Raw genomic sequence first — 25,915 nt, forward strand, 5'->3', positions numbered from 1 at the left:
ACGGTCTCAAGATTGTTGCCGGGCAATCGCCTCGGCAATCAGACGGATAAAGTCGTCTTCGTTATTGACTTTAGCGGTTTCGTCGGCACTGATGGTGTAGCCGTACTGGGCGGCAATCGCTTCGTAGCGCGGCACTCTGGCTTTGAACAACTCCGGAAACACCCAGCTGACGAATTCGTCCGGTGGAATCTGATCGGTAGAACTGTAACCGCGTTCACTCATGAATTGGTCCAGTTTTTCATCGACGAATTCAGGGCGGTAGTACAGGGGTTTGGGATCTTTTTTGGCGCGGTCGATGATGGTCTGTTCCAAGGCCGGCGGAATTTTGATGTAGACGATCAGTGTGTGTTTGGCCAGGTTTTCCAGGACTTCCGGACAATCCAGTTCGCAAACGCTACCACCGGCGTCGTTGATGAAATGTTTGTAGCCGTAGATGTCCTCGGCTTTGTGGATAAAGTCCGGCACGTCGTTCATCGCTGCGATTTCGGCTTGATGATGCAGCGCTTGGCGGCGTTTGAATTCGGCTTGCGACAAGCCGCCTTTGGCCGGGTCGCCGATTTTGCCCAGAAAACTGGATACGGGGGCCAGGTTTTCCACGGTGATATTGCTGCAAATATAAATCGAGTCGGATTTGAGCAAATCGCGCAAAAACGGCACGCCCATCGCTTGCTGTTTGATGTTATCCAGAATCGGCTCTTCCAGATATTTGGTGCCGATGCGGTAATCGCCGGAATAATGAAACCATTTATCCCTAGGTAACTTGGCCGAGAGGGTGGTTTTGCCGGCGCCGGACATGGCCAGCAGGGTGATACTCTTGGATTCCCAGTCCAGAAATTGTTGCGGGGTCATTCTCATAAATTATCTCAATCCAACAAATCGCTAATGTCCAAATCTTCCGCATCCGGGCGGGCGTGTCTATCGGGGTCTGTGTAGCCCAGATCGTCGGCTTCCAACTCGTCGAACGGCGCGCTCCAGTCTTCCGGATCTTCGATGTAATCGATAGTGGAGCCGTACCAGGATTCGTTGTCGTATTCGCCCAAATCGCCGTTGGCGAACTGAACCTCCACCGATTCGTCGTTACCCTCAATCGCTACGACCTTGAAGGTAAGATTACTTTCCAGGTCTTTATACCAGCGGCCAATGACCGGATCTGTAATAGTTGCCATAGTTGCATCCTCGCTATTTTGATGACTTATCAATGATAGCGAGTTTATAGAAGCTGTGCGAGTGCATGCGGCAAAACTGTCGGGATTTTCGATTAGAATGGCAAATTTACACAGTCAGCGGCGGGAGCCATGAGCGAAGAAAGATTCATCGAATTGGAGATCAAACAAGCGTATCAGGAAGATTTGATTCAGGCGTTGAACCAAGTGGTGGCAGACCAGCAAAAGCAAATCGGCAAACTGGAAGAAACTTGTAAGTTGCTGCACGACAAGATCAAAAGCCTGGCGCTGGATGAGCGCCAAGCGGGGGCGGTCGATGAGCGTCCGCCCCATTACTGACTTATCAATTACGACTTGCGATGGCTGACGCGGCGTAGCTGCTTCGTCGGGTTGGATGCTGTTGCCAAGCTGGTTCGAGGTTGCGGCGAGGCGCTGCAATCCATATGTTTGGCGCGCAAGCGTCGACAAAAATCCTGACTGTCGTCTTGCTGTAAGCCGGTCCATTGCGCCCGCCAAGATGTGGCGTTTTTGACTTTGGTTTTGACAATGCCGGCCCGCCCGGTTTTTGCTAATGGGCCGAGAGCATTACGCGCACGCTGCAGATTGACATTGGCATCGATTTTTCTGGGGAAACTTCCCATGCTGACGGTCCAAACATTGCCGCGGCTTTGCGGTTTGGCTTGCGCTAATTGCGTGAGCTTTTCGCGGCGACTGTTATACGGCGCGTTGATATGAATCGGTTCATATCGGCTGCTGCCGGAATCGGCGCCCATTTGTTCCGCACTGCCGGCGCAGCGGTTGGACGACAACTGAAACGGCGGCGGCAAGGCACTGTAATCCTTCAGTTGCGATATGTGCTCGCCGAACAGGCCTTTTTCGCTATTGGCAAAGCCCATGTCCAATAAATTACCCATTTGTTCGAAGCGTTCGCCGCTGCTGTGTGCGCCCAATAGCACGCCAATCAAGCGGTGGCCGTTGCGTTTGGCCGAGGCGATCAGGTTGTAGCCGGAGCCGCAGGTAAAACCGGTTTTCAGGCCGTCGGCATCCGGATAGCTTTTCAGGATGCGGTTGGTATTGGGCATTACCCGGCCTTTGTAGTTAAATTCCGTTGCCGAAAAATAATGATAATGTTGCGGGAAATCGCGAATCAACGCGGCAGATAACAAGGCCAGGTCGCGGGCGCTGCTGATTTGCCCGTCGTTGGGCAAGCCGCTGGCATTCTCGAACGAACTGTTGTACATGCCCAGTGTACGCGCTTGCTGGGTCATCATCGCGGCAAAGTTGCTTTCCGTACCGCCCAGTTTTTCCGCCAGCACGACCGCCGCGTCGTTGGCGGAACGGGTGGTGACCGCCATGATGGCTTGTTCCACCGTCAAACTTTGGCCGGTGCGCAAACCCAGCTTGGAAGGCGGTTGCGAGGCGGCGTGTTTTGAGGCGAACACGGTATCGGTCAGTCGCAGACGGCCATTTTCCAATGCCGACAGCGTTAAATAGATAGTCATGACTTTAGTCAATGACGCGGGATACCAGCGTTGAGTGGATTCGGTTTCGTGAACCACGCGGCCGGTGTCGGCGTCGATGACAATCGCCGCATATCTGGCGGACGCAGGAGCGCTTTGCAGCATTAGGCAAGCTAGAGAAAGTAACGCTAAACGGGTTTTGGGTAGGGTGCTCAAGTTATTACTTTGCTCCAGATATGTGGCCTAAACATTTGGCTATATTATTTAATCAGAATTATCGATTTCGAAAAAGACCCAATTAATGCGGGGATGGTCGGTTTTGATCTGCTTTTCCATTCCGTTAATTAATTCAACAGCTTCCCCCACGCTTAAATCCGCCGGCAATTCGGCTTTAATGGCCAGCATCACTTGGCTGCCGTGGCTAATAGCCCAAATATTCAGCACGCGATTGACGCAGCCTTGCTTTTCCAGATAGCCGCGAACGGCATCGCGAATCCCCGCATCGGCCTCACCGAGCAGCAAAGAATGCACTTCCCGGCCAACTAACACCGCCACGACGACCAATAAGGCGCCAATCAACATCGAGCCCACTGCGTCGTACATTGAATTACCGGTAAGCGTAGTCAAGCCCAGCATCGCCGCGGCTATCACTAGACCAATCAGCGCCGCCAAGTCCTCGCCGATGACCACCATCAATTCGCTGGATTGCGTTTCTTTAAACCATTGCCACATGCCTCGTTCGCCGCGTTCGCTTGCCATGGCCCCCAAGGCCGCGCGCAACGAAAAGCCTTCCAAAACCACGGCGATAGCCAGTATCCCCAAAGCCATGCCGGCGTTTTCCACAGTGTGCGCTTCGTGAAAACGCAACCAACCTTCGTGGATAGAGAACAAGCCGCCCACCGAGAATAGCGTAATCGCTACCATCATCGACCAGATATACGCTTCCCGGCCATAGCCCATTGGGTGGTGTTGGGTTGCTGCCCGCGCCGAGCGTTTCATGCCGATAAACAGCAAGACCTGATTGCCGCAATCGGCGAAGGAATGAATGGCTTCCGCCAGCAGCGAGCCGGAACCGGTCCAGACTGCTGCGCCGGTTTTGATCAAAGCGATACCCAGATTAGCGGCGAACGCATAAATGATGGCTGAGGCGGAATTGCTATGAGACATGAGCTATGGGCCAAAAAAATTAAGAATTAGGCGGCGATTGTTTGCAGCAGACAGCACCGAAACAAATCAAGTAATTATGCAGATTTTAGATGAGTCGAGCGGATTTGCTGCAAATACTTAGGTGTTGACAGACAACTTGAGTCATTGACTGTCAACTAGGCAATAGAGAGCTTATCGATTCTGTAAGGCGGGCGGTTGATGTGGGTTTTTTGCCGATTGCTGGTGCCGAGGATGCAGTTGCCGGCCGCGGCGTTTTTGCAGCCAGCGTATCACGCCGGTGATGAACAGCAGCGGGCAGAGCAAGCCGGCAACCAACACCAGCAATTGCCCGGTCAAGCCAAACGCCTCTCCGGTATGCAGCGGATGCAGCCAGTTGATGATTGTGTCCGAGCCGCCCAGTTCTTCGGGGTTGCTGACCGCCAACACCTGGCCGGAATATTGATCGACCCAGACGTTGGTTTTGGGAAAGCGCTGACTGGGCTCGCCAGCCTGGCGTAAATTGATGCGATAGCTGCCGTTGGTATCGTGCGGCGTTTCTATCCAGCACAGGCGCGCCTGTGGAAATCGCGCTTGGCCGACGGCCACGGCTTGATCCAGGCTGATGCGCGCTGGGTTGTTTTCGCTGATGGCCGATTTTGGCGCGGGCGATGCCTGCAAAGGCGAGAAATAGCCCAGTATCGGATTGACGTATTGCGGAATTTCCAAGGCAATCCCGGTTACCGCCAATACCAGCATCACAATCAGGCTGTAGACGCCCGCCAGTTTATGTAAATCGTAATTTCGGCGTTCGCGGCTGGCATGGCGCTTTAGGCTCAAAGCGCTCTTTAATTTGTGTAGTGGAGGCCACCACAGATAGACGCCGCTGATCAAGGACATCAGCAACAAGCCGCCGACGATGGCCATCAAAATTTTGCCGGGATTATCCAGTAGCAGCTTGTAATGCAAGTCGTAGAGCCAGGTCATCGCAAACTCGCCCCAGAAACGATTGGCGAGTACCGAGCCTGTATAGGGATCGACCGACAGCATCAGCGGCGCAAAGCCGTGATGCTCGGTTTCTTGCGGCTTATAGTAGCGGGCGGTGATGGCGCGCTGTGGATCGTCGGGAATTTCCAGCCGCCAGCCGCGTTGCCGCGTGGGCTCCGCGCGGCGCAAGGCTTGAAAAATATCCTCGTAGCTTTGCCGCTGGGCGCTGGATTCGGAAATGATCAACTTTGGATTCAGCCACTCGTCCAGATCGATATAAAACACCAACAGGCTGCCGGTCAGGCCGACCAGGGCGAAGATCAAACCCAGCGACAGTCCGAGGTATAAATGCACGGCCAGCCAGAACTGGCGTCTAGCCTGCTTCTTGCTGGCCGTTGCTCTCATGATTTACGCTAACTCAGTAGTCGAACTTGACGTTGACGGCGCCGTAGAAGGCAACGCCGTCGCCTGGCGAGAAGAACGGTTGGGCGGTGGCACCGAATGATTCGGAATACCAAACGTATTCCCGGCGAACGTCGGTCAGGTTTTTAGCTTGAAATTGCAATTCCACTTCCTTGGTCACCTGATAGCCCAAATCGAGGTTGAGCAGGGCGTACTCACCGTATTGGCCGCGCTGATTGGCTTGATCGACAAAGTAGTCGCCTTGGCCGCTGGTCCATAGCGAAGAACGCAATTGCGGCAGGATTTGGTAGTCGATGCCGGCCGAGAACAAATAATTCGGGGTATTGACCACCTGATTACCCGAGACGTATTCCATCGTGCCAGCCGAAACCGCCGGCGGATTGGTGACTTTAGCTTCCTGCAACGAGTAGGCAGCCCAAACCCCGACTTTATCGGTGGGATACACCTTGACTTCAATGTCCACGCCTTGGCGCAGTGTGGGGCCTATTTGGCTCGACTCCACGCTGGCCAGATCGCGGCTAATTTCGTTGCTGGCTTTTTGCGACCAGTAGGCGACCCGGCCCTCGGCCCACTCGACCGGTTTCAGCTTGACACCCACTTCCCAGCCATCGTTCAACGAGGGGCCGATATTCGCTTGGTTGCGGCCGATGAAGGTGGCTTGGCCCAGGCCGACCTGGAAGGTGCGGCCCCAGTTGCCGTAAAGGCTGTAGCCTTCGATCGGCGTAATCACCGCGCCGATTTTCGGCTGCGAAATCGTACCGTAGTCGTTAAGGGGGTAGGAGCCGAACGCTGAGCCGGGGCGATAGCTGAAGAAGCTGCCGTCGACGATATCGGCACGGTAACCTGGCGTCAGTTTCAACCATTTGAAAGGCTTGATGATCGCCTGGATGTAGCCGCCGTAATTCAAGAAATCCCACTTTTCGTCGTTACGCAAACCGCTGCTACGGCGAACCCTGCTATCGGTTAGATAACGCAGATATTTGTTTTCTTGTTGCTGGAAGTCGAAGCCGGTTTCCAGCGAAAAGTCGTCCAGCCAACTGACCACCGGATGGTAGGTCAGCGAGGTCATCGCGCCGTACTGGATTTCGTCGCGGTCGCGTTCTTGCTGTGCTGCGCCAGGGCCATAGGTGACATAACGCTGGTCGTCGAATAAAGTGCCGTAGACTTTGGACGACCAGAATAAGGTCGGGCTGAGGTTGACGTCCAAGTGGGTGCTGACCTGGCCAACCGTGCGTTTGCCGCCGTCAGTGGCATTTCGGGTGAAGGTTTGGGTTTGATTGAGTAACTGTTCCTGGTAAGTCATATAGCCGGGTTCTTGGGCGCCGGCTTCGCTCCAGCGGGCGATCAAACCTATTTTGTATTTTTGGTTGTCCGGCGTATAGAACCATTTGCCGGAAAAACTGTTTTTGTCGGTGTCGCTATGGTCGCGGTAGCCGTCGCTGGCACGGTAGGAAATTTGATAGTTCTGCGAGAAACCATCTTTTTCATAGCCCAGACCGGATTGGATGTCGTGGGTATTGAAACTGCCAAAACTGGCTCTGGCCTTAGCGTAGTTGCCGCCAGTGGTGGTGTTCATGCTGATGTTGCCGGCAAACGAATGCAGGCCGTAGCGGGCGTCGTTGGTGCCGCGCACCACTTCGATGGATTCGATGTCCAGTGGAAACAATGAATCGACGAAGTAGGTGTCGCCGCTGTTGGTGTTGCTCGGAACGCCGTCGATCAATAATTTGACCGCGTTAACCCTGCCTTCGCCGTTGAAACCGCGAAACGACATTTTTCCGGTGGTGATGCCTTGGCCGAATTGGGTCACTTGAACGCCGGGCATGCGGTGGAACAAATCGTAGGCCGTTAATACGTTTTGGTCGGCAATTTTATCGGCGTACATGATGTCCACTGAAGTGGCAATGTCCTTGCTGGTTAATTTCATGCTCTCGGTTTGATCACTCACTGTGACCGCACCCAGTTCGAAAGTCGAATCGTCCTTAACGGCTTGTGGTTTTGGCGCGGGGACTTTTTTAACCGCAATGACGCCTTCGCCTACTTGCTCGTACTGTAAGCCATTCTGACTTAACACTTTTTCTAGCGCCTGTTGTACGGTGTATTGGCCCTTCAGCGGCTGGGCTTGCAAGCCTTGCACCATCGAGTCGGCGTAGATCAATTTGGTATTGGTGGACTTCGCCAAGTTCTCCAACGTAGCTGCCAGCGGCTGCGCGGGAAGGTCTATGCTTGCGCTGGTGCTGCCTGCCGCGTTTGCGTCGATTGAAGCGGCTAGGGCGAAAGCCAGCAGTGGCGCCTGTCGGCGCGGTTTTTTCGCGGGTGTGGTGTTAAGTTTGCAATCCATGATCGTCTCCTGTTAGTCGTGGGTGGCAATATTTTTTGACTCGCCATACCCCATTAACGAAGCAGACAGGTCAAACTGGACAGGTTTGGGGAATATTTTTTTAACCCAAACGCGAACCTTGTTTGTTAGCGGTTGTAAAGCACGACGGTTTGTTTTTGGCGTTGTACGTGGATAGGCAGGATTTTTTCCAGGGCCTGCAGAAACGGCTTGAGATCGGCGCTATTGAAACTGCCGCTCAGGGTTTGCTTGGCCAAGGCCGGATCGGCAAACGCAAAACGCACGGTGTGATAACGCTCCAATTCCGCGACGACTTCGGTCAGCGGCGTGTGGTCGAACAACAGTTGGCCGTTGAGCCACGCCGCCACTTGCTTGGTATTGGTTTTTTCGGTTTTTTGCCAGTGACCGCCTGCATCTATTTTGCGGCTGAAGCCGGCGGGTAAATTTTCGCCAAACCAACTGCGTCCCGCGTGCACGGCAACTTCGCCTTCCAGCACCGATACGGCGGTGCCTTGATTATCATGTCGCACGTTAAACACGGTGCCAATGTCTTTAATTTTTAGATTGCCGGTGTTTACGGTAAACGGGTGCCAGGCCTGATGGGCGACGTTGAACATGGCTTCGCCTTGCTGCAACTCGATCTCGCGGCGCCACCAGGATAGACGTACGCGCAGTTGTGTATCGGTATTCAATTGCAGTTGGGAACCGTCGGCCAGTTGCACGGTTTGCCGTTCGCCAATGCCTGTTTGGTAAACTCTGCTAGGTGCCTTGAAGTCCAGCCATGCGCCGGTCAACACGGTGGCAAGCAGCAGGCTAATGGTTAACATTTTGCCGTTTCGCCAGACGCGGGGCCTTGCGGAGCGCGCGGTATTCAAGCCGGCGACCTCAGTGGTTTTTAGCTCGTCCAGGTTGCCCCAAAGGCTGGCGATGTCGTCGTAAGCGGTCTGATGCGCTGGACTTTGCAGAAGCCATTGCGCGAATGCTTGACGCCGCTGCTCATCACAGGATTCAGACTGTAACTCCACGAACCACGTCGCAGCTTGCTGAAGAATTTTTTGCGATTGCGAAAGCTTGGGCGCCGTCATCGATTGGCCGGTTTAGTGCTGCGTGCCGATTAGCATGTGATGGCAGTGCAACATGGCCTTGACCAACTGGCGTTGCACCGTTTTCTCGGAAATACCCAGTTTTCCGGCGATTTGGGCATAAGTGAGTTCGTCGATCTTGCGCAGCAGTAAAATATGTCGGCATTGCTGCGGCAGGCTGGCGATAGCCTGCAACAGGCGTTCGCATTGTTGGCTAAGAATGGCAAAGTCTTCCGGTTGCATAAGCGGGCAAGTCAGCTCGTCGTCCAATTCTTGGGTTTTTGCACCGCTGCGCTGATGGTGGCGAATAAAGTCTATCGACAGGCGTTCGGCGGTACGAAACAGATAACCGGGCAGATTGTCGGTGTGTGTCAGACTGTCCTTGCCCAGCAAACGCAAATAAGTTTCCTGACTCAGATCTTGTGCGGCATCGGGGCACTTTACCTTGCGCAGCAAAAAATCGACGATGGCTTCTTTATGAGTCAGAAATAATTCGGCTATCTGATCGTGCTTTATGGCGATGACGGACAAGCGACAAGCTCCGGATTTTTGTGAACGAAAGACGGAAACTGCCGCAAGCTGTGTGCCAATAAACGCATAAAGCCGTCCAATTCCAATAGTGCTCGGCTGTAAGGTTGTTGAGGGGAGGTGTAGGGGGAGGCTTACGTTTAAAACTATGTCATTTAACGCAATTACCTGTGGCATATGACCTGATTTTTCTGTGCAAATCAGCTGCAATGGAAGTCATTCTTCGGCAGGAATCGAGGAAAAGTTGTCCTTTAAACACAATTCAAGAATTGACAATCAATCGATTGATTGATATTGTTTAAATCAATCGATTGATTTTTTCTAACAAGCACTTCCGCAGAGGCAGCATGGTCGCACCTGAAAACTCCGAAACCGAAACTCACGATGCCCGCAGCCGGCTGGTCATGGCGGCATTGCGGCTGTTTGCCGAAAAAGGCTACAAGGCGGCCTCCACCCGCGAAATTTGCGAGGCGGCTGGCGCCAATATTTCTGCCATCCGTTATTACTTCGGCGATAAGGCCGGTCTATATCGCGCCGCATTCTTCGAACCGATGGGCGACGCACGTTGCGGTTCCGATGTCGCGGCCTATGCCGACTTACCGTTGCCCGAAGTGTTGACCCGGTTTTTCGGCGAATTCCTGGAGCCGCTGAAAGAAGGCGAGGACTTTGGGCTTGTGATGAAGCTGCACTTCCGGGAGATGATCGAGCCGACGGGCGCCTGGCAGCAGGAAATCGATGCGGAAATCAAACCGCAGCATGAATCCCTGGTGTTGCTGCTCAAGGAACATTTGGGATTGAGCGGCATCGACGACGACTTGCATCGGCTGGTTTTCGCGATGATAGGCATGGCGGTGCATTTCTATGTGGGACAAGACGTCATCTCGATGATTTCCCCGCAAATTTTAAATTCTCCACAAAACATCGACGTACTAGCGGAACGTCTGGCCGGTTACGCACTGGCCATGATCGACGGTGAAGCCGCGCGGCGTGCTCGGGATGGCGACCATGAACAATAATATCTCGCGGCCGCTGGGCTTGAGTCTGATCCCCTTGCTGCTTTCGGCCTGCGGGTCCGGCGGTTTATTGACGACCGTCGGCCCGGACTATCAAGCCGAACCATTGCCGGCGCCGACTAATTGGCAAGCACCGCAAGCGGATACGGCCAAAGGGCAGCAGGCGCATCAAGGCGACACCGCCGAGCTGATGCGTTGGTGGGAGCGTTTTCAGGACCCGGCTCTGATTCGCCTGTTAAGCGCCGCCGAACAGGTGAGCGCCACGGTCGCCGACGCCCGAGCGCGCATCGAAGAAGCCAGAGCAAATCTCGTGGGCGCCGATGCGGCCATCCTGCCGAAATTGGATTCCGAGTTCGTCTCCAAACGCTCCTCGTCTTCGTTTGGCGGCACGCCGTTCATCTGGAACCAGTTCTCGGCCGGATTGCAATCCAGCTGGGAAATAGACTTGTTCGGCGGTTTGGCCCGGCAGCAGGAAGCGGCCCAAAGCCAACTGGAATCGCGCAACGCCTCCTGGCACGACGCCAGGGTCGCGGTGGCGGTGGAAGTCGCCGATGCCTACCTGGCTTATCGCTATTGCGAAGCGCAAGTGCAGCTATTGCGTACCGACAGCGATTCGCGCCTTAAATCGGCGCGGGTAGCGGCGGTTGCCGGCCAAAGCGGGTTCCGCTCGCCGGGCGATGTGGCTTTGGCTACCGCCAGTGCCGCCGAAGGCAGCAGAACCTTGCTGCAACAACAAGCCCAGTGCGAACGTTCCATCAAAAGCCTGGTGGCGATGACCGGCCTCGCGGAAGCCGACTTGCGGTCGTTACTGAACGGCTCGGCCGATCAGGCGGCGAAACTGCCCACTCCACCGGCGTTCGAAATCGCGTCCTTACCGGCCAAGGTGTTATTGCAACGACCCGACGTGGCAGCCGCCGAACGCGATCTTGCCGAGGCCAGCGCCAATATCGGCGTGCAACGGGCCAAGCAATTTCCGAAACTGAGCCTGTCGGGCAACATCACCCCGACCCTGCAAAACATCAACGGCGCGGCGCTGATGCTGGCACAGACTTGGGCGATAGGACCGACGCTGAGCTTGCCGCTATTCGACGCCGGCAAGCGCGCGGCCGACGTGGAAGTCGCCAAAGTGCAATACCAGGCGGCGGAAAGCCGTTTTCGCGCCAAAGTGCGCACGGCGGTCAAGGAAGTCGAAGACGCCCTGGTGCGATTGGACAGCAGCCGCCAACGTTTGCCGCAAGGCCGCGAGGCGGTCAGCGGCTACCGGGCAAACTTTCAGGCGCTGCAAACGCTCTACCAAAGTGGCCTGGGTAATTTGCTTGATGTGGAAACTGCCCGCCGCAACGTGCTGGCCTCTGAACTGGCGCTAGAAGAACTGGAGCAGGAACAGGTTGGCGCCTGGATCGCGCTGTATCGCGCGGCGGGCGGCGGCTGGATGGATGCCGGCGAGTCGCCGAATCCGGAAGCGGCGGCGGCAGATCCATCCATACCTAGTGACACTGGCAACACGCATTTATATCCGAATCAAAACGACATGCTCAACGGAGGAAACTCATGACCAAGGGAAAAATAGGCGTGCTATTCGCCGCCTTACTATTATTAATCGGCATTGGCGTAGCGATCGGCCGCGTCAGCCAGCCCGCGCCATCGGCCGAAGCACCGGCTGCCAATCCGGCGCTCAGCGTTTCCGCGATTCGTCCGCAAACGCGCGATATTCCGCTCAGTCTCACGGCTAACGGTTCGATTGCAGCTTGGCAGGAAGCCGTGATCGGCGCCGAAATCGGCGACCTGCGCCTGAGCGCGATTAACGTGCAAATCGGCGAAGCCGTTAAAAAAGGCCAGGTGTTGGCCACTTTTTCGGACGAGAGCGTATTGGCCGACGTCGCGCAAGCCCGCGGCGTCGTGGCCGAAGCTGAAGCCAATCTGGCCGAAGCGCGGCTTAACGCCGAGCGGGCGCGCAAGGTCTCGGTATCCGGCGCTTTGAGCGCGCAACAAGTGGATCAGTATCTGACCGGCGCCAAAACCGCGGAGGCCAAACTGCAATCCGCCAAGGCGCAGTTGGATGCGCAATTGTTGCGGCTGAAATACACCAAAGTATTGGCCAGCGACGACGGCGTGATTTCCGCGCGTAGCGCCACCTTGGGCGCGGTCGCCACGAAAGGTCAGGAATTGTTTCGCTTGATTCGGCAAAACCGCCTGGAATGGCGCGGCGAGCTTACCGCCGCCGAAATGACGCAGTTGAAACCGGGCAACAGGGTGAGGGTGGAAGTGCCGAATGTCGGCAGCCTAGAAGGAACTGTACGTTTCCTGGCGCCTACCCTGGATGTGCAAAATCGCAATGGCCTGGTTTATGTTGATTTACCTCATGCCGCGCAGACCGGTTTGCGTGCCGGTATGTTCGCCCGCGGCGAATTTGAATTGGGCAGTTCCACAGCTCTAACGGTGCCGCAAGAGGCGCTGTCGCTGCGGGATGGTTTTAGTTATGTATTTTTGTTGACCGAACAAACCGAAGACCGGGCCCGCGTCAAGCAAGTCAAAGTGCAGTTGGGCCGCAGAAACGGCGACCAGGTGGAAATTTTAGCCGGCGTGGCCGCCGAAGATCGGTTGGTGGCTGGCGGTGCCTCGTTTTTGGCCGACGGTGACAGCGTGCGGGTGGTGACACAATGAACGTCTCAGCCTGGTGTATCCGTAACCCCATTCCGGCCATGATGTTGTTCGTGCTGCTCAGCTTCGCCGGTTTGCTCAGCTTTAAAGCAATGAAAATCCAGAACTTCCCCGATCTGGATCTGCCCACCATCACGGTCTCGACCTCGCTGCCGGGCGCTTCGCCGTCGCAACTGGAAACCGAGGTGGCACGGAAAATCGAAAATGCCATCGCCACCTTGCAGGGTTTGAAACACATCACCTCCAAAGTGCAGGATGGCAGCGCCACGATTACCGCCGAATTTCGTCTGGAAAAACCGGTGCAAGAAGCCTTGGACGATGTGCGTTCCGCGGTGTCCAAAGTCCGTGCCGATTTGCCGGGTGACCTGCGCGATCCGGTTGTCACCAAACTGGATTTGGCCGGTTCGCCGATTTTGGCCTTAACCGTCAGCTCCGCGCAGCGCGATGAAGAAGCGCTGTCCTGGTTTGTGGAAGACACGGTAGCCAAACGCCTGTTGGCGGTACGCGGCGTCGGTGCGGTCAATCGGGTGGGCGGCGTCAGCCGGGAAGTAACGATTGCGCTGGACCCGATCAAGCTACAAGCCTTGGGTGCCACGGCGTCGGACATTTCCCGGCAATTGCGGCAAATCCAGCGCGAGAGCGCCGGCGGCCGGATCGATTTGGGTAGCGGCGAGCAACCGGTGCGCACCTTGGCCAACGTGGCCTCGGTCGAGGAAATACGGCCCTTGCAACTATCCTTGGCCGATGGCCGCCACATTAGGCTCGATCAAGTCGCCAAGGTGGACGATTCGGTAGCGGAACCGCGCGCGCTGGCGCTGCTGAACGGCAAACCGGTAGTGGGCTTTGAAGTGACCCGTAGCCGGGGTGCCAGCGAAGTCGAAGTCGGCGCCGGCGTACAAAAAGCCTTGGCCGAATTGCGTGTCGCCAATCCGGATATCGAATTCACCGAAGCGTTTAATTTCGTTACCCCGGTCGAGGAGGAATTTCAAGGCTCGATGACCATGCTTTACGAAGGTGCGTTGCTGGCGGTTTTGGTGGTCTGGCTGTTCTTGCGCGATTGGCGGGCCACTTTTATTTCCGCCGTGGCGTTGCCGCTATCGGTGATTCCGGCCTTCCTGGGCATGGATTATTTGGGCTTTTCGCTCAACGTGATCACGCTGTTGGCCTTATCGTTAGTAATCGGCATTCTGGTGGACGACGCCATTGTCGAAGTGGAAAACATCGTCCGCCATCTGCGGATGGGCAAAACGCCTTACCAAGCCGCGATGCAGGCCGCGGACGAAATCGGCTTGGCCGTGGTGGCGACCACGTTTGCGCTGGTCGCGGTATTTCTGCCGACCGCCTTCATGAGCGGAGTGGCCGGCCGGTTTTTCAAGCAATTCGGCTGGACGGCGGCGCTGGCGATAATGGCGTCGTTGGTGGTCGCCAGGATGCTGACGCCGATGATGGCGGCGTATATGCTGAAAGACCTCGACCATTCTGAGCCCAAGGAAGGTGCGGTGATGCGCACTTATATGAAGTTGGCGGGCTGGTGTCTGCATCATCGGCTGGCTACGATGGGCGGCGCGGCAGCGTTCTTTATCGGCTCGCTGTTTTTGATTCCGTTATTGCCAACCGGCTTCATCCCGGCGGACGACAACCCACAGACCCAGGTGTTCGTGGAACTGCCGCCCGGTTCGAGTTTGGCGCAAACGCGCGCGTCCGCCGAAGCGGCCAGGCAATTGATTGCCGGTATCGACTACGTAAAAACGATTTACACCACCATCGGCAGCGGTTCGGCGGGTAGCGATCCGATGGCCGGCAACCAGGGCGCCGGCGAGGTTCGCAAGGCCACGCTGACGATTACCCTGGCTAACCGCCAGGACCGCCCGGTGCGTAAACAGGCCATTGAGCAAAATATCCGCCTGGCCCTGCAAAAACTACCCGGCGTGCGCACCAAGGTGGGATTGGGCGCTTCCGGCGAAAAATACGTGTTGGTATTGAGCGGCGACGATCCGCAAGCCTTGAGCGCGGCCGCCCGCAATCTGGAACGCGACCTCAGAACCATTCCCGGCCTGGGCAGCATCGCCTCCAGCGCAGCGCTGGTGCGGCCGGAAATTGCGGTAAGGCCGGACTTCGCCCGCGCCGCCGATCTGGGCGTGACCACCACGGCACTAGCGGAAACCCTGCGCATCGCCACTTTGGGCGATTACGATTGGTCTTTATCCAAGCTCAATCTGGCGCAACGCCAGGTGCCGATGGTCGTCAAACTGGCCGAGGAGGGCCGGCAAGATTTAAACGTATTGGAACGCTTGGCCGTGCCGTCCGCAAAAGCCGGTATTGGCGCGGTGATGGTCGGCCAGGTGGCGAAACTGGAACTGTCCAGCGGACCGGCCGTGATTGATCGATACGACCGCTCGCGGAATATCAATTTCGAAATCGAATTATCCGGCCAGCCGCTGGGTGATGTTGCGGCTGCGGTGGAAAATCTGGACAGCATTAAAAACCTGCCTGCAGGCGTGAAACGCATCAATATCGGCGACGCGGAAATGATGCAAGAGCTGTTCGCCAGTTTTGGTTTAGCGATGCTGACCGGCGTGTTGTGCATCTTCATCGTGCTGGTGTTGCTGTTTAAAGACTTCCTGCAACCCATCACCATTTTGGCGGCGCTACCGTTGTCCTTCGGCGGCGGCTTCGTGGCCTTGCTATTGACCGGCAAAGCTTTTTCGATGCCGTCCTTAATTGGTTTGGTCATGCTGATGGGGATAGCCACCAAAAACTCGATATTGTTGGTTGATTACGCCATCATTGCTCGGCGCGAGCAGGGCTTGAGCCGGGTGGATGCACTATTGGATGCGTGCCACAAACGAGCCCGGCCGATTGTGATGACCACGATTGCGATGGGTGCCGGTATGTTGCCGATTGCGATAGGCATGGGCAACGCCGATTCCTCCTTCCGCAGCCCGATGGCCGTCGCCGTAATCGGCGGTTTGGTGACGTCCACCTTGCTGAGTTTATTGGTGATTCCGGTGGCTTACACCTATCTGGACGATTTCAAAAATCTGGGCATGGCAATTTGGAAACGCTTTACGGGGCCCAAAGCTGTCGCTGTCGAATCGTGATTTTCGAAACACGGCATCATCCATAGCGCATTCGGAAAGATGAAACAGAAGCGGTCGGGCTAGGGTAGGGCGTCAGGCGATGTTCGAACTATCCTGCCGGCCATCAAGCTTATGCCGGCAATTGAAGGGTGTTGGCGTTCGGAGCATCGATTTCATCGAGGCTACGGTTCGCCGAAACTCTGATCGGCAACATTCTCGCCAGCCCAGTTCAGAGGGAGCCAACCGCGATGGACATAACGGTGAAACGATGAAAACGGCCAATCTTGCACGCATTGCGCCCAACCGTGCTTCACCGGGTTGAAGTGAATGTAATCGATGTGATGCAACCAATCCTGTTCGTCGCGAATGGTGTGTTCCCAATAACGGCGTTGCCAGATAGATGCGCTGCCGTCATGCCGTTTGCCGACATCGATACCCCGGCGGTCCAGGGCCTGAGTGAACAGCGATTTGATCGATTTCCAACGTCCGGGATAATCGGTATCGTGTTCCGGCAAACGCCAGATGGCATGCAAATGATCGGGCAATACCACCATAGCCTCAATCACGAAGGGTTTTCGGGCGCGGGTTTGCGCAAATGCTCGGCGTAAATCGCCGATATGTTCGACCAGGAAACGCGCCCGACGATCACGCAAAGTCACCGTAAAAAAGTAGGTGCCACCCGCCACGAAATTACGCCGATACGCGACCATCCCCATTCCTTACGTCGATTAAAGTCAGGCCATTGTAGTCTCGATGTAGCGTCAGCGGAATCGAGGGCGTCGGCTTACCGACCACCAAACCCACTTCGGCAATTGAAGGGGATTGGTCTTCGAAACCTCGATTACATCGAGGCTACTTGCTATTCTGACGCGGGGGGCCAGAAACGATGGGCGCTCTCGGCAACTCGTGCTGTGACAAGAGCCTATCCGAACAGTTGGTTTATCAACCTGATGGGACAGGAAATACGATCCGACCGGCAGTTAGCGCATTGGTTTGATGTTTCTCAGTGGATTCGTCTTGCGTGAGGAGCCGTGTACGGACCCGTACGCACGGTTCTGTGGGCAGACGGGAGCTGCGGCTCCCTCTGACCCGATAAGCGTTAGCGGAGTCGGCTGGAGCGTTGGGTTATGCACCATTTTCAGCCTCGCTTGCCAAGCAGTAAATATCAACGTCAAGCTCGGCACCGATATGACAGAGGATGTTTAACGCTTTTGAACTAAGGTGAAATCCAGGATTGCAACCACTATAATAATACTGGACTACAGATAGCTCCGCACTACAAGTGGCGATTACATCTTTGAGGGTGTCTTTTCTTGGCTCGACAACATGAGCCACAAATTCCTCGACAAGCTCTTCAATAAAGCGATCTTCGCTTCGAATCCAGCGCAATTCCCAGTAATTCCAAGGGTAAGCTCGCTTTTCTCCTTGGTGTGATGGACCGTAATTTCGATTCTCTCCTTTCAATGCCGTTTTTGTTGGTTCAAGTTGCAGACGAGCGCTTAACTCAGCAGCTGAGCCTTCGAAACCAAAAATTTTCAGGGTCGTGTGGTTCTCGTTCAAAATGACTAGCACCTATGCATAACAAAGAATTAGATAGTTAACTGCATATCTACCCCGAAAATGCTATTCGACACGATAGTCTATTGATCTGCATTTGATTTTCCTTTTTGTATATCATCGGGAATAGGTGGCTTTGACTGGTAACGATTAAATAGCAGCCATTGAATGACTTAGAGCGACAGACCGCAAAGTGTCGTAACCAGCCGATCAGCAACTCTCCATGCTGATCTACTGGTACGCCATTTCCTAAATTATCGGATTTGGCAGGGTAGATTAGCCCTGCCAGACCAGCGTGGCTTAGCCGCGAGTTTGCAAAATCGCTACCGCTGGCAATTCCTTGCCTTCCAGGAACTCCAGGAACGCGCCGCCACCGGTAGAGGTGTAAGACACTTTGTCGGCGATGCCGTATTTGTCTATCGCTGCCAATGTGTCGCCGCCGCCTGCGATTGAGAAGGCAGGGCTTTCGGCAATCGCTAACGACAGGGATTTGGTGCCTTCGCCGAATTGGTCGATTTCGAATACGCCGACCGGGCCGTTCCAGACGATGGTGCCGGCGGTTTTCAGAATCTCGGCGTATTGCTTGCTGGTTTCCGGTCCAATGTCCAGGATCAAGTCGTTGGCTTCTACGTCGGCGACGTTTTTCACGGTGGCCGCAGCGCTTTCAGAAAACTCTTTCGCGCAGACCACGTCGACCGGTACTGGAATATCCGCGCCGCGTTCTTTTGCCGACGCGATCAAGCGTTTGGCTTCCGGGATTAAATCTGCTTCGTACAGGGATTTACCAACGGAGTAACCGGCTGCCGCGATAAAGGTGTTGGCAATGCCGCCGCCGACGATCAATTGATCGACTTTAGACGACAAGGACTCCAGTACGGTCAATTTGGTGGATACTTTGGAACCGCCGACGATGGCAACTAACGGCCGGGCCGGGGTTTCCAGCGCTTTACCGAGCGCGTCCAGTTCGGCTGCCAACAGCGGACCGGCACACGCCACGGCGGCGTGTTCGGCTACCGCATGGGTCGAGGCTTCGGCGCGGTGCGCGGTACCAAAGGCGTCCATGACGAATATGTCGCATAGCGCTGCCATTTTTTGGCCCAGTTCGGCACTGTTTTTCTTCTCGCCTTTATTGAAACGCACGTTCTCGCACAGCACTACTTCGCCGCGTTTGACTTCCACGCCTTCCAGCCAATCTTTCACCAAACGCACCGGTTGACCCAGCAACTGCGAAAAGCGCTCGGCGACGGGTTTCAAGCTGGAGGCTTCGTCGTATTCGCCTTCGGTGGGGCGGCCCAAGTGCGACATCAAAATTACCGCCGCGCCGCCGGCCAATGCGGCTTCCACGGTCGGGACACTGGCCTGGATGCGCAAGTCGCTGGTGACTTTGCCGTCTTTGACCGGCACATTCAAATCTTGGCGGATTAATACGCGCTTGCCGGCCAAATCCAGATCGACCATTCGTTTGATAGACATAAGTTCTCCTTTGGTTGAAATAGTGAAAACATTATAAAGTGTAACGCCGGCCGCAGCCTGAATTAAAAAATAACAGAATAGTCAGGCGCTTGGACTATATTTGCTATCCGTTGCCTAAACTTTTACCGGCGGACTTATGTTCAAGGTGTTTATTTTTACGGTGTTCTGTGTGTTGGTGGTTACTATTGATTCTGCGCACTGCCAACCCGTGCCTGCCGCTGCCGGCGCCGACGAAATTCAGGTGTTGATAGACGTATCCGGCAGCATGAAACAGAACGATCCGGACAATCTGCGCATTGAGGCCAGCCGTTTGTTGGTCAACTTGTTACCGGACGGCGCCAAGGCCGCGTTTTGGTTATTCGCCGAAAAAACCGCGCCGCTGTCCGCTACCGATGCTGTCAATGCAATCTGGAAACAGCAAGCCGGCAAAGCCATCGGCAATATTCATTCTCGCGGCTTGTATACCCACATTGAGGACGCGATTCAGATGGTGCTGAGCCAGGGCTTTAAGGGCGGCGGCAAGAAACATCTGATTTTATTGACCGACGGGTTTGTGGACATTTCCAAAGATATCATGCAAAGCGCGGATTCCCGCGAGCGCATCCTCAGCGAGTGGATACCCAAGCTCCAGCAGCAAAACATCAACGTACAAACCGTGGCATTGTCCGAGCAAGCCGATAAAGAATTGTTGGAAAAACTGGCCTTCGAGACCGGCGGCTGGGCGGAAACTGCGCAATCGGCCGAGCAATTGCAACGGGTGTTTTTGAAAATGGCCCAAAAAGCCGCGCCGAAAGAGACTTTGCCGCTGACCGATAATAAATTCCAGGTCGATAGCGGCATCCAAGAGTTTTCGGTGTTGGTATTCAAAAAACCGCATGCCGCGCCGACGCAGTTGGTTGCGCCGGACGGCAAAAGTATCAGTAAACAAAGCATGGTCGCCAACGTGTCCTGGCTGGAAAGCCAGGCTTACGACCTGATCACCGTCAAGCAACCCTTGATCGGTGAATGGCGTCTGGTGGCGGAAGTCGATCCGGACAACCAAGTTATGATCGTCACCGACCTGAAATTGCAACTCAGCGACATTCCGAATTTTCTGGGCGAGAACGAAACCTTGCCGATTAAAGCGCATTTCACCGACAAGGATAAGCTGATAACCCGCGCCGATTTCCTGGGCATGCTAACCCTGGAAGTGATCCAAGATCAGCAAGCACCGGTAAAAATGCAGGCCGTGGTTGCAGAACCCGGTTTTTACCAGCACAAGACTGAGCATTTAAGTTTGGGCAAGCATTTGCTGAAAATCGTTGCCGACGGCAAGACCTTCAAGCGGGAAATTATTCATGAGATCGAAGTGGTTGCCACGCCGATTACGGTCGAGAAGCACGTCGATGCAGCACAACGCCAAGTCACCCTAAAACTGTTACCGGATACCAAACTGATCGATCCCGCCGGTTTGGTGGTCAATGCAGTGATTAACCAAACCGGGCATGAGCCGGAAACCCGCGCATTGACAAATAAAGACGGGGTTTGGCTGCTGGATTTGGCCGGTTTGCCGGCGCAGACCACCACGCATGTCAATTTTAATGTGATGGCTAAAGATCATGCCGGCAAGCCGTTGGCGCCGGCGATCAAACCGCTGAGTATCGATGACAGTTGGTTCGTTCCTGCCGAGAAAGTCGAGGTTGCCGCACCGGCGGCAGATACGGATGCGCATCACGAATCAGCCGATCCTGAAAAAACCGATCACGAAGCCGATGCCGGGCAGCATGAGCAGGCTGAGCATGAGCAACATCCGCCGCCGGACGCCCCGGAAACCAATTGGTTGTTGGTTGGCGGCATCATGTTGGCCATCAATCTGATATTGGGTGTGGGTGGATTTTTTACCTATCGATACCTGAAAAAAAGCCAAGCAGATAAACATCAGCAGTTACTGGAGAGATTGTCATGAATCCATTCGATTCCGTGGTAGTGATATTAGCGGCGGAGGCGTTGGGGGTTTTGACGCTGTTGGTTATCGTGCTGTTTTTTATCTCGAGAAACCGGCGAGGGAAGGAGATGGCCGAAATTGATCATTTCATTACCGAGCTTGAAGAGCAGGCCATCGTCAAAAGTCGCTGGTTGGAGCAATTTCTGGAAGAAAACTGCGGGTTGGCTACAGCGGAGATTGAGCCATTGTTGCAAGAAGTCAATGCATCCGAACGCGCTGTGTTTGAAGGGGTTATTCGCTTGTTTTTAAAACGCGAATTGGTGTTGTTGAGTGAGATCGAGCAACGTATCGGTCGGCTAACCGAGCCATATCAGAATTTGCTGGCGAATCGGGGCACGCTTGCGCCGGTTGCTGCGTCGCAGGATTCGCCGCAAGCCAATCAATTGGCCGGCTTGGAGCGGATTAACCAACAACTGGTGCGGCAACTGGATAACGCGATGAAAACCATAGACGAAATGTCCGCCGAATATACCCGAGTGTTTAGCGGCAATCAGACCGCCTTAGAGTTGGAAAACAGCAGTAAAAAGATGCTGCAAATTTTTCATGATGCCGAACGCGGTGTGCGTGAAAGCATTACGGAGCTGGGGAAATGATGCAATCTCTGCTGCTTATCGGCTTAGGAGAGCTATCGCTGGTGTTGTTGACCGGCTTGATCGCGGTGTTAGTCGTTAATCGGCGGCATAAACGTCGGCGGCTGGCCGGCATCGAAGAGTTGCTGGAAGACATTAAGGACCGGCAGGAGCGGCGCGGCGACAGGTTGGCCTTGGCCTTGGCCGGTAAGCATCACTTAGACGAACAAGCCGCGCAAGTTGTCAGCGACACCCTGATTGCGGCGGAAAAGCAGTTTTTGTATGGGTTTATCGAGCAGCAAATGCAGCAGCAGAGCGTGGCCGGTTTTTACGAAAACCTGTGCCTTTTGCTGGATAGTTATCTGGACGGCTTACCCAAAGTGGCTGAAAAAGCGGTTGCCGACGAGCCGGCTGCGGAGACTGACGAACAATTTGCCGACACCGATTCCGAGCAGCCAAAGTCGCAGAGCTCTGATGAACCCCCTCCCGAAGAGGCTCCACCACCACCGGATTGGGGGGATGTGTTTGATTGAGGCAACAACTGTTCTGACTTAGGGGGGAAGGTTGCCCCCTATTCAAGCTTTTGTGAGCATCCCTGCGACAGCGAAGAAAACCAAGGAAGGTGAGACTATTGAAACTATTTTTACCGGGTAAAAAGGGTTTGTTCTCTTTGAAGTTCATGGTCGGAGTGATGCTAGCGGTCATGCAACGCTATTCGACGGAACGGCTTGTTATGACCACTGCTATTTCAACGAGCCAGGCGTGATATACCGCACTAGCCAGGCAAATTTCTGGGAGCTCAAATGAAGGCCATCCGCGCATGCGTTGCCGTCGGGCTATGTTGCTATTCACTGACGGCTATCGCCGATTCCATCGCTGCCACACGACGTAGCAACGCTGAAAATTATAAGGATAGGGCGCTGGCCGCCTGCTTATCAACCGCTTACAAGGATTCGCCGGCAGGCGAGGACGCTGAGATTACCAAGAGCGCGTTTTTGGAATGGACGTATTACAACGACGATAAAGGGAATCCGGCAACCGATCAGCTTGTTGAGAAATATCTGCATCGAGACTACAGCACCCCGGTGGAAGGGTACGCTGGGGCGAAATTCAACCTGCTCAAATGCCTGGACATGTATCACAGCCCGGAACTTGATGTACAGGTTCATAAGTATGTCCCACACCCTAACTGGGTAGGGGATAAGCCGGCCAAGCGGTAGTAATTTACTGGTTTATGAGTAATCCCGGCCTCGGGCTGGGAGGCAAGTTTTAAAATTATGGGTCATGGGTCCGCGATAGCCGGCGGGCTGTAATCATGGCAAAACTGATAGCCATCGCGGTTATGTGCGTTGTTAGGATGCTGCCGACCTCGCGACCGTCTTGTCAATTTGTCGGGATCTCCGTCGCCGGCTGGTCGAGCAACTTGATGCCGGTCAATTTGCTGAAAAAACTGGCGGACCGTTTGGCCACGCTATCGCCGCCGTCGATACCGGTTTGATGGGTGTTTTCAAACACCACAATGGAGTGCGGCTCCACGGTATACCAAGGTCTGCTCAGTGCTTTTTGCTCGGCCGGCTCGATAATGTCTTTGGGCGATGTTTGCGCGGTATCCACGGCCAGACACCAGCTCTTGCCCTCAACCTCCGGTAGCTGCAGATTGTGCTTGCTGTCGGACATGTTCATTATCGCGTGCAGGTCGGGTTCATCTTTGCCTAATGCCGCCAGCGTAAAGGCCAGAATCCGCGTGTTCGGGTCGTCCCAACGCGGCGGTTGATCTACTTCCAGGCCATGCCAGCTGATGTCGGCCATATCCTTGTCTTCCATTTTCCGGCCGGTCAGGAAGTTTCGGCGCATCAAGGCCGGATGGCGTTTGCGCAAGCGGATCATCTGCTGCACAAAATGCAGCACGTCGGCATTGTCCTTGGCTTTATCCCAGTTCAGCCAGCTTAATTCGTTATCCTGACAATAGCAGTTGTTGTTGCCTTGCTGGGTGTGCAGAAATTCGTCGCCAGCCAGCAACATCGGTACGCCATGGCTAAGCAGCAAAACCGTAAAGGCGTTTTTCACCTGTTGCCGCCGCAGTTTGACTATGGCCGGGTCGGGGGTTGGGCCTTCCACGCCGCAGTTGCTGCTGAGATTGTTGCTGCAACCGTCTCGATTGTTTTCGCCGTTGGCGGTGTTGTGTTTTTCGTTGTAGCTGAACAGGTCTTTTAACGTAAAACCGTCGTGGCAGGTGACAAAGTTAATGCCGCTGATCGGCAGGCGGTGCTGATGTTGATAGAGATCGCTACTGCCACAAATCCGGGTGGCCACTTCGGCGATGATGCCGGTGTCGCCGCGCAGGAAGCGGCGAATCACGTCGCGGTAGCGGCCGTTCCATTCGCCCCAGCGGTAGCCGGGAAAGTTGCCGACTTGATATAGCCCCGAGGCATCCCAGGCCTCCGCGATCAGCTTGGTTTTGGCCAGTTGTTCGGATAGTTCTATGCCCCAGACCAACGGCGGGTCTTGCAATACGCTGCCGTCTTCGCCGCGCGCCAATGCGCTGGCCAGGTCGAATCTAAAGCCGTCCACATGCATTTCCCGCACCCAGTATTCCAGGCAGCTGATGATGAAGTTAGTGACCAGCGGGTGGTTGGCGTTCACGGTGTTGCCGCAGCCGGTATAGTCGTGAAAGATGCGTTTGTCGTGCTTGTCGGTCAAATAAAAGCTGTTGCCGGTAATGCCTTTGAAATTGATCACCGGACCGTCGGCGCCGGCTTCGGAGGTGTGATTGAACACCACGTCCATGATCACGCCGATGCCGGCCTTGTGCAACGCTTTCACCAGATCGCGGAACTCGCGGATATGCGTGCCTTGTTCCGGCGTGACACAGTATCCGGGATGCGGGCTAAAGAAGCTGTGCGTGCTGTAGCCCCAATAGTTTTTCAAGCCCAGATCGGCGGTATGCGGCGGCACGTCTTGCTCGTCGAAGGCCATGATAGGCAGCAGTTCGACATGGGTGATGCCCAGCTTTTTCAGGTAAGGGATTTTTTCGATCAGGCCGATAAAGGTGCCGGGGTGTTTAACCTTGGCGGAGGTGTGGCGGGTAAAGCCGCCGACATGCAATTCGTAGATAATGGCTTTTTCGCTGCGAATGGCCAGCGGTGTGTCGCCTTCCCAGTCGTAACGGTCATCTACCACCACCGCGCGCATGGCATGTTGGCTATTATCACCAGGCTTGCAGGCGGCGGCGCGGTTCCATAATTTGTCGCTGATTGCGCGCGCCCAAGGGTCAAGCAATAATTTTTCGCGATCAAACCGCAAGCCCGATTCGCGCGTGTTGGCGGGGCCGTCGATGCGCCAGGCATACCAGGTGCCGACCGGCAGTTCTTCGACAAACACGTGCCAGGAGAAAAACGTATGGTTTTTCTCTTTTTGTAAGGGTATGACTTGTAAAGGTTTTATGCTGTCGGATTCGGCAAATAACAGCAGTTCCACGTCCGTCGCATGGCGGCTGGAGATGGAGAAGTTGACGCCGCCCTCGCTGACCCGGGCGCCGTGAGGATAGGGACTCCCTGACTTTAAACTGTATGGTTTGTGCATGCCCTTTACCGAGAAACTGTGAATTAGTCCTGATTTTACTGCATATAAGGGCTGCGGGCCTACGCCTTGCGTAAATAATCGACAACGGTTAGAGTCTATAAAGCCTGGTCGCTGCGGCGATACGTCGCGGAGTGTCCGCTACCCACAGGATAAAACCTAGTCACCCGACCCGTTAACATTGCCGATGGCCTTTTCCTCCTCACCGTCTCAAGTCCGCATGCCGCTTTCTGCGGAGGAAATGCGGGCTATCAGTCTGGAGATTAGCCGGGGTTTTGCCCCGCGCCGGTTTAGAGCCGGCGCGGCGCGGTTGACGAGTACCGGCTTCTCGCCGCAAGAGTTGTTAAGCATTAGTCAGCAGATTAATCGCGAATTTGCCCCACCCCTGCAACGGGCTGCCGCCCAAGCTGAAAGCGCCAAGCTGGTGGCGTTGCCGGTCGATCCTGAACATATCCATGTTTATTGGCAGTTGGATGAAGCGGATCAGGCGTCTGTGCCGCTTGCCGAGCCACCGGCAGATGCAAAGCCTTTGACCTTGCGCGTTTACAGTCATCCGGCGTCGCCCGAAGCGGTCCCGTTGCCGGCCGAATCGGCCAAAACCTGGTTCGATGTGCCGGTTGCCGCCGAACGCAGCCAACAGCAGATTACGCTGCCCAGCGGTGACACCTGCATCGCCGGGATTTACCAGGTGGCGATTGGCCGGCTCAATGCTCAGCAGGAATTCAATCCCTTGGCGTATTCGCAGGCTGCCGCAGTCGCGCCGCAAGTGTCGCCGATGACGGAAAGGCTGTCGCCGGCGATGGCGCAGTTTATAATGCTGCCTTCCCAGGCGTCTTCGGCGCTTGCCATAACCGCGTCCGGCCAACAAAACTAAC

General features: G+C 55.2%; 22 protein-coding genes. 10 read left to right on the forward strand and 12 right to left on the reverse strand.

Translation table 11 applies throughout. The features are described from left to right. Positions 1–6 precede the first annotated feature (6 nt). Positions 7–855: an ATPase gene (locus ACH5Y9_RS00455; RefSeq protein ID WP_033158395.1), complete on the reverse strand. Its 849-nt coding sequence runs from the start codon at positions 853–855 to the stop codon at positions 7–9. A gap of 8 nt (positions 856–863) precedes the next feature. Next, complete coding sequence (locus ACH5Y9_RS00460; protein WP_033158396.1) at positions 864–1,166, reverse strand: DUF6763 family protein; 303 nt, start codon at positions 1,164–1,166, stop codon at positions 864–866. Between the two features lie 129 nt (positions 1,167–1,295). On the opposite strand from ACH5Y9_RS00460, the gene ACH5Y9_RS00465 reads away from it, so the two are divergent. Beyond that, the gene (locus ACH5Y9_RS00465) at positions 1,296–1,502 is read left to right on the forward strand and encodes a SlyX family protein (protein WP_033158397.1); all 207 of its coding nucleotides are present in this window, start codon (positions 1,296–1,298) and stop codon (positions 1,500–1,502) included. Between the two features lie 8 nt (positions 1,503–1,510). On the opposite strand, the gene ACH5Y9_RS00470 is transcribed toward ACH5Y9_RS00465, so the two are convergent. The 6 genes from ACH5Y9_RS00470 to ACH5Y9_RS00495 form a co-directional block, all read right to left on the reverse strand. Then, positions 1,511–2,839 carry a D-alanyl-D-alanine carboxypeptidase family protein gene (locus ACH5Y9_RS00470; protein ID WP_445368076.1) on the reverse strand — a complete coding sequence of 443 codons (1,329 nt, stop codon included), beginning with the start codon at positions 2,837–2,839 and terminating at the stop codon, positions 1,511–1,513. 48 nt (positions 2,840–2,887) lie between these two features. Continuing rightward, positions 2,888–3,790: a cation diffusion facilitator family transporter gene (locus ACH5Y9_RS00475; RefSeq protein ID WP_445368077.1), complete on the reverse strand. Its 903-nt coding sequence runs from the start codon at positions 3,788–3,790 to the stop codon at positions 2,888–2,890. 171 nt (positions 3,791–3,961) lie between these two features. Further along, positions 3,962–5,158, reverse strand: a complete 1,197-nt coding sequence (locus ACH5Y9_RS00480) for a PepSY-associated TM helix domain-containing protein (protein WP_445368078.1) — start codon at positions 5,156–5,158, stop codon at positions 3,962–3,964. Between the two features lie 13 nt (positions 5,159–5,171). Then, positions 5,172–7,517 carry a TonB-dependent receptor domain-containing protein gene (locus ACH5Y9_RS00485; RefSeq protein WP_445368079.1) on the reverse strand — a complete coding sequence of 782 codons (2,346 nt, stop codon included), beginning with the start codon at positions 7,515–7,517 and terminating at the stop codon, positions 5,172–5,174. A 125-nt stretch (positions 7,518–7,642) separates the two neighbouring features. Beyond that, a complete protein-coding gene (locus ACH5Y9_RS00490; protein WP_445368080.1) occupies positions 7,643–8,599 on the reverse strand; it encodes a FecR family protein in 957 nt (318 codons plus the stop codon). Positions 8,600–8,611: 12 nt separating this feature from the next. Then, positions 8,612–9,127, reverse strand: coding sequence for an RNA polymerase sigma factor (locus tag ACH5Y9_RS00495; protein ID WP_445368081.1), 516 nt, complete (start codon positions 9,125–9,127; stop codon positions 8,612–8,614). Positions 9,128–9,471: 344 nt separating this feature from the next. Here ACH5Y9_RS00495 and ACH5Y9_RS00500 point away from each other — a divergent pair, with 344 nt between their 5' ends. From ACH5Y9_RS00500 to ACH5Y9_RS00515, 4 genes are read left to right on the forward strand one after another with little or no spacing between them, the layout of a single operon-like run. Beyond that, entirely contained in the window at positions 9,472–10,140 is a 669-nt protein-coding gene (locus tag ACH5Y9_RS00500) for a CerR family C-terminal domain-containing protein (protein ID WP_445368082.1), read from the forward strand. Continuing rightward, positions 10,130–11,692, forward strand: a complete 1,563-nt coding sequence (locus ACH5Y9_RS00505) for an efflux transporter outer membrane subunit (protein ID WP_445368083.1) — start codon at positions 10,130–10,132, stop codon at positions 11,690–11,692. The genes ACH5Y9_RS00500 and ACH5Y9_RS00505 overlap by 11 nt, the downstream gene beginning before the upstream one ends. Further along, on the forward strand, positions 11,689–12,801 hold the full coding sequence (locus tag ACH5Y9_RS00510; RefSeq protein WP_445368084.1) for an efflux RND transporter periplasmic adaptor subunit: 1,113 nt from the start codon (positions 11,689–11,691) through the stop codon (positions 12,799–12,801). Before ACH5Y9_RS00505 ends, ACH5Y9_RS00510 begins: the two co-directional genes overlap by 4 nt. After that, complete coding sequence (locus ACH5Y9_RS00515; RefSeq protein WP_445368085.1) at positions 12,798–15,899, forward strand: efflux RND transporter permease subunit; 3,102 nt, start codon at positions 12,798–12,800, stop codon at positions 15,897–15,899. The genes ACH5Y9_RS00510 and ACH5Y9_RS00515 overlap by 4 nt, the downstream gene beginning before the upstream one ends. A gap of 161 nt (positions 15,900–16,060) precedes the next feature. Here ACH5Y9_RS00515 and ACH5Y9_RS00520 read toward each other — a convergent pair whose 3' ends face one another. The 3 genes from ACH5Y9_RS00520 to ACH5Y9_RS00530 form a co-directional block, all read right to left on the reverse strand. Further along, positions 16,061–16,588 (reverse strand): REP-associated tyrosine transposase, encoded by a 528-nt coding sequence (locus ACH5Y9_RS00520; RefSeq protein WP_445368086.1) that lies wholly within the window; start codon positions 16,586–16,588, stop codon positions 16,061–16,063. Between the two features lie 415 nt (positions 16,589–17,003). Further along, positions 17,004–17,438, reverse strand: coding sequence for a DUF4279 domain-containing protein (locus ACH5Y9_RS00525; RefSeq protein ID WP_445368087.1), 435 nt, complete (start codon positions 17,436–17,438; stop codon positions 17,004–17,006). A gap of 297 nt (positions 17,439–17,735) precedes the next feature. After that, a complete protein-coding gene (locus tag ACH5Y9_RS00530; protein ID WP_445368088.1) occupies positions 17,736–18,908 on the reverse strand; it encodes a phosphoglycerate kinase in 1,173 nt (390 codons plus the stop codon). Between the two features lie 136 nt (positions 18,909–19,044). Here ACH5Y9_RS00530 and ACH5Y9_RS00535 point away from each other — a divergent pair, with 136 nt between their 5' ends. From ACH5Y9_RS00535 to ACH5Y9_RS00550, 4 genes are all read left to right on the forward strand, one after another. Beyond that, the gene (locus ACH5Y9_RS00535; RefSeq protein ID WP_445368089.1) at positions 19,045–20,853 is read left to right on the forward strand and encodes a VWA domain-containing protein; all 1,809 of its coding nucleotides are present in this window, start codon (positions 19,045–19,047) and stop codon (positions 20,851–20,853) included. Beyond that, the gene (locus ACH5Y9_RS00540; RefSeq protein ID WP_445368090.1) at positions 20,850–21,485 is read left to right on the forward strand and encodes a hypothetical protein; all 636 of its coding nucleotides are present in this window, start codon (positions 20,850–20,852) and stop codon (positions 21,483–21,485) included. Before ACH5Y9_RS00535 ends, ACH5Y9_RS00540 begins: the two co-directional genes overlap by 4 nt. Further along, on the forward strand, positions 21,482–21,994 hold the full coding sequence (locus ACH5Y9_RS00545) for a hypothetical protein (protein ID WP_445368091.1): 513 nt from the start codon (positions 21,482–21,484) through the stop codon (positions 21,992–21,994). Before ACH5Y9_RS00540 ends, ACH5Y9_RS00545 begins: the two co-directional genes overlap by 4 nt. Before the next feature lie 270 nt (positions 21,995–22,264). Next, positions 22,265–22,681: a type VI secretion system amidase immunity protein Tai4 gene (locus ACH5Y9_RS00550; RefSeq protein ID WP_445368092.1), complete on the forward strand. Its 417-nt coding sequence runs from the start codon at positions 22,265–22,267 to the stop codon at positions 22,679–22,681. A 163-nt stretch (positions 22,682–22,844) separates the two neighbouring features. Here ACH5Y9_RS00550 and glgX read toward each other — a convergent pair whose 3' ends face one another. After that, positions 22,845–25,043 (reverse strand): glycogen debranching protein GlgX, encoded by a 2,199-nt coding sequence (glgX, locus tag ACH5Y9_RS00555; RefSeq protein ID WP_445368093.1) that lies wholly within the window; start codon positions 25,041–25,043, stop codon positions 22,845–22,847. A gap of 217 nt (positions 25,044–25,260) precedes the next feature. Here glgX and ACH5Y9_RS00560 point away from each other — a divergent pair, with 217 nt between their 5' ends. Continuing rightward, a complete protein-coding gene (locus tag ACH5Y9_RS00560; protein ID WP_445368094.1) occupies positions 25,261–25,914 on the forward strand; it encodes a DUF4912 domain-containing protein in 654 nt (217 codons plus the stop codon). The last annotated feature ends 1 nt before the right edge of the window (position 25,915 follow it).

The organism is Methylomonas sp. BW4-1, from assembly GCF_052474385.1.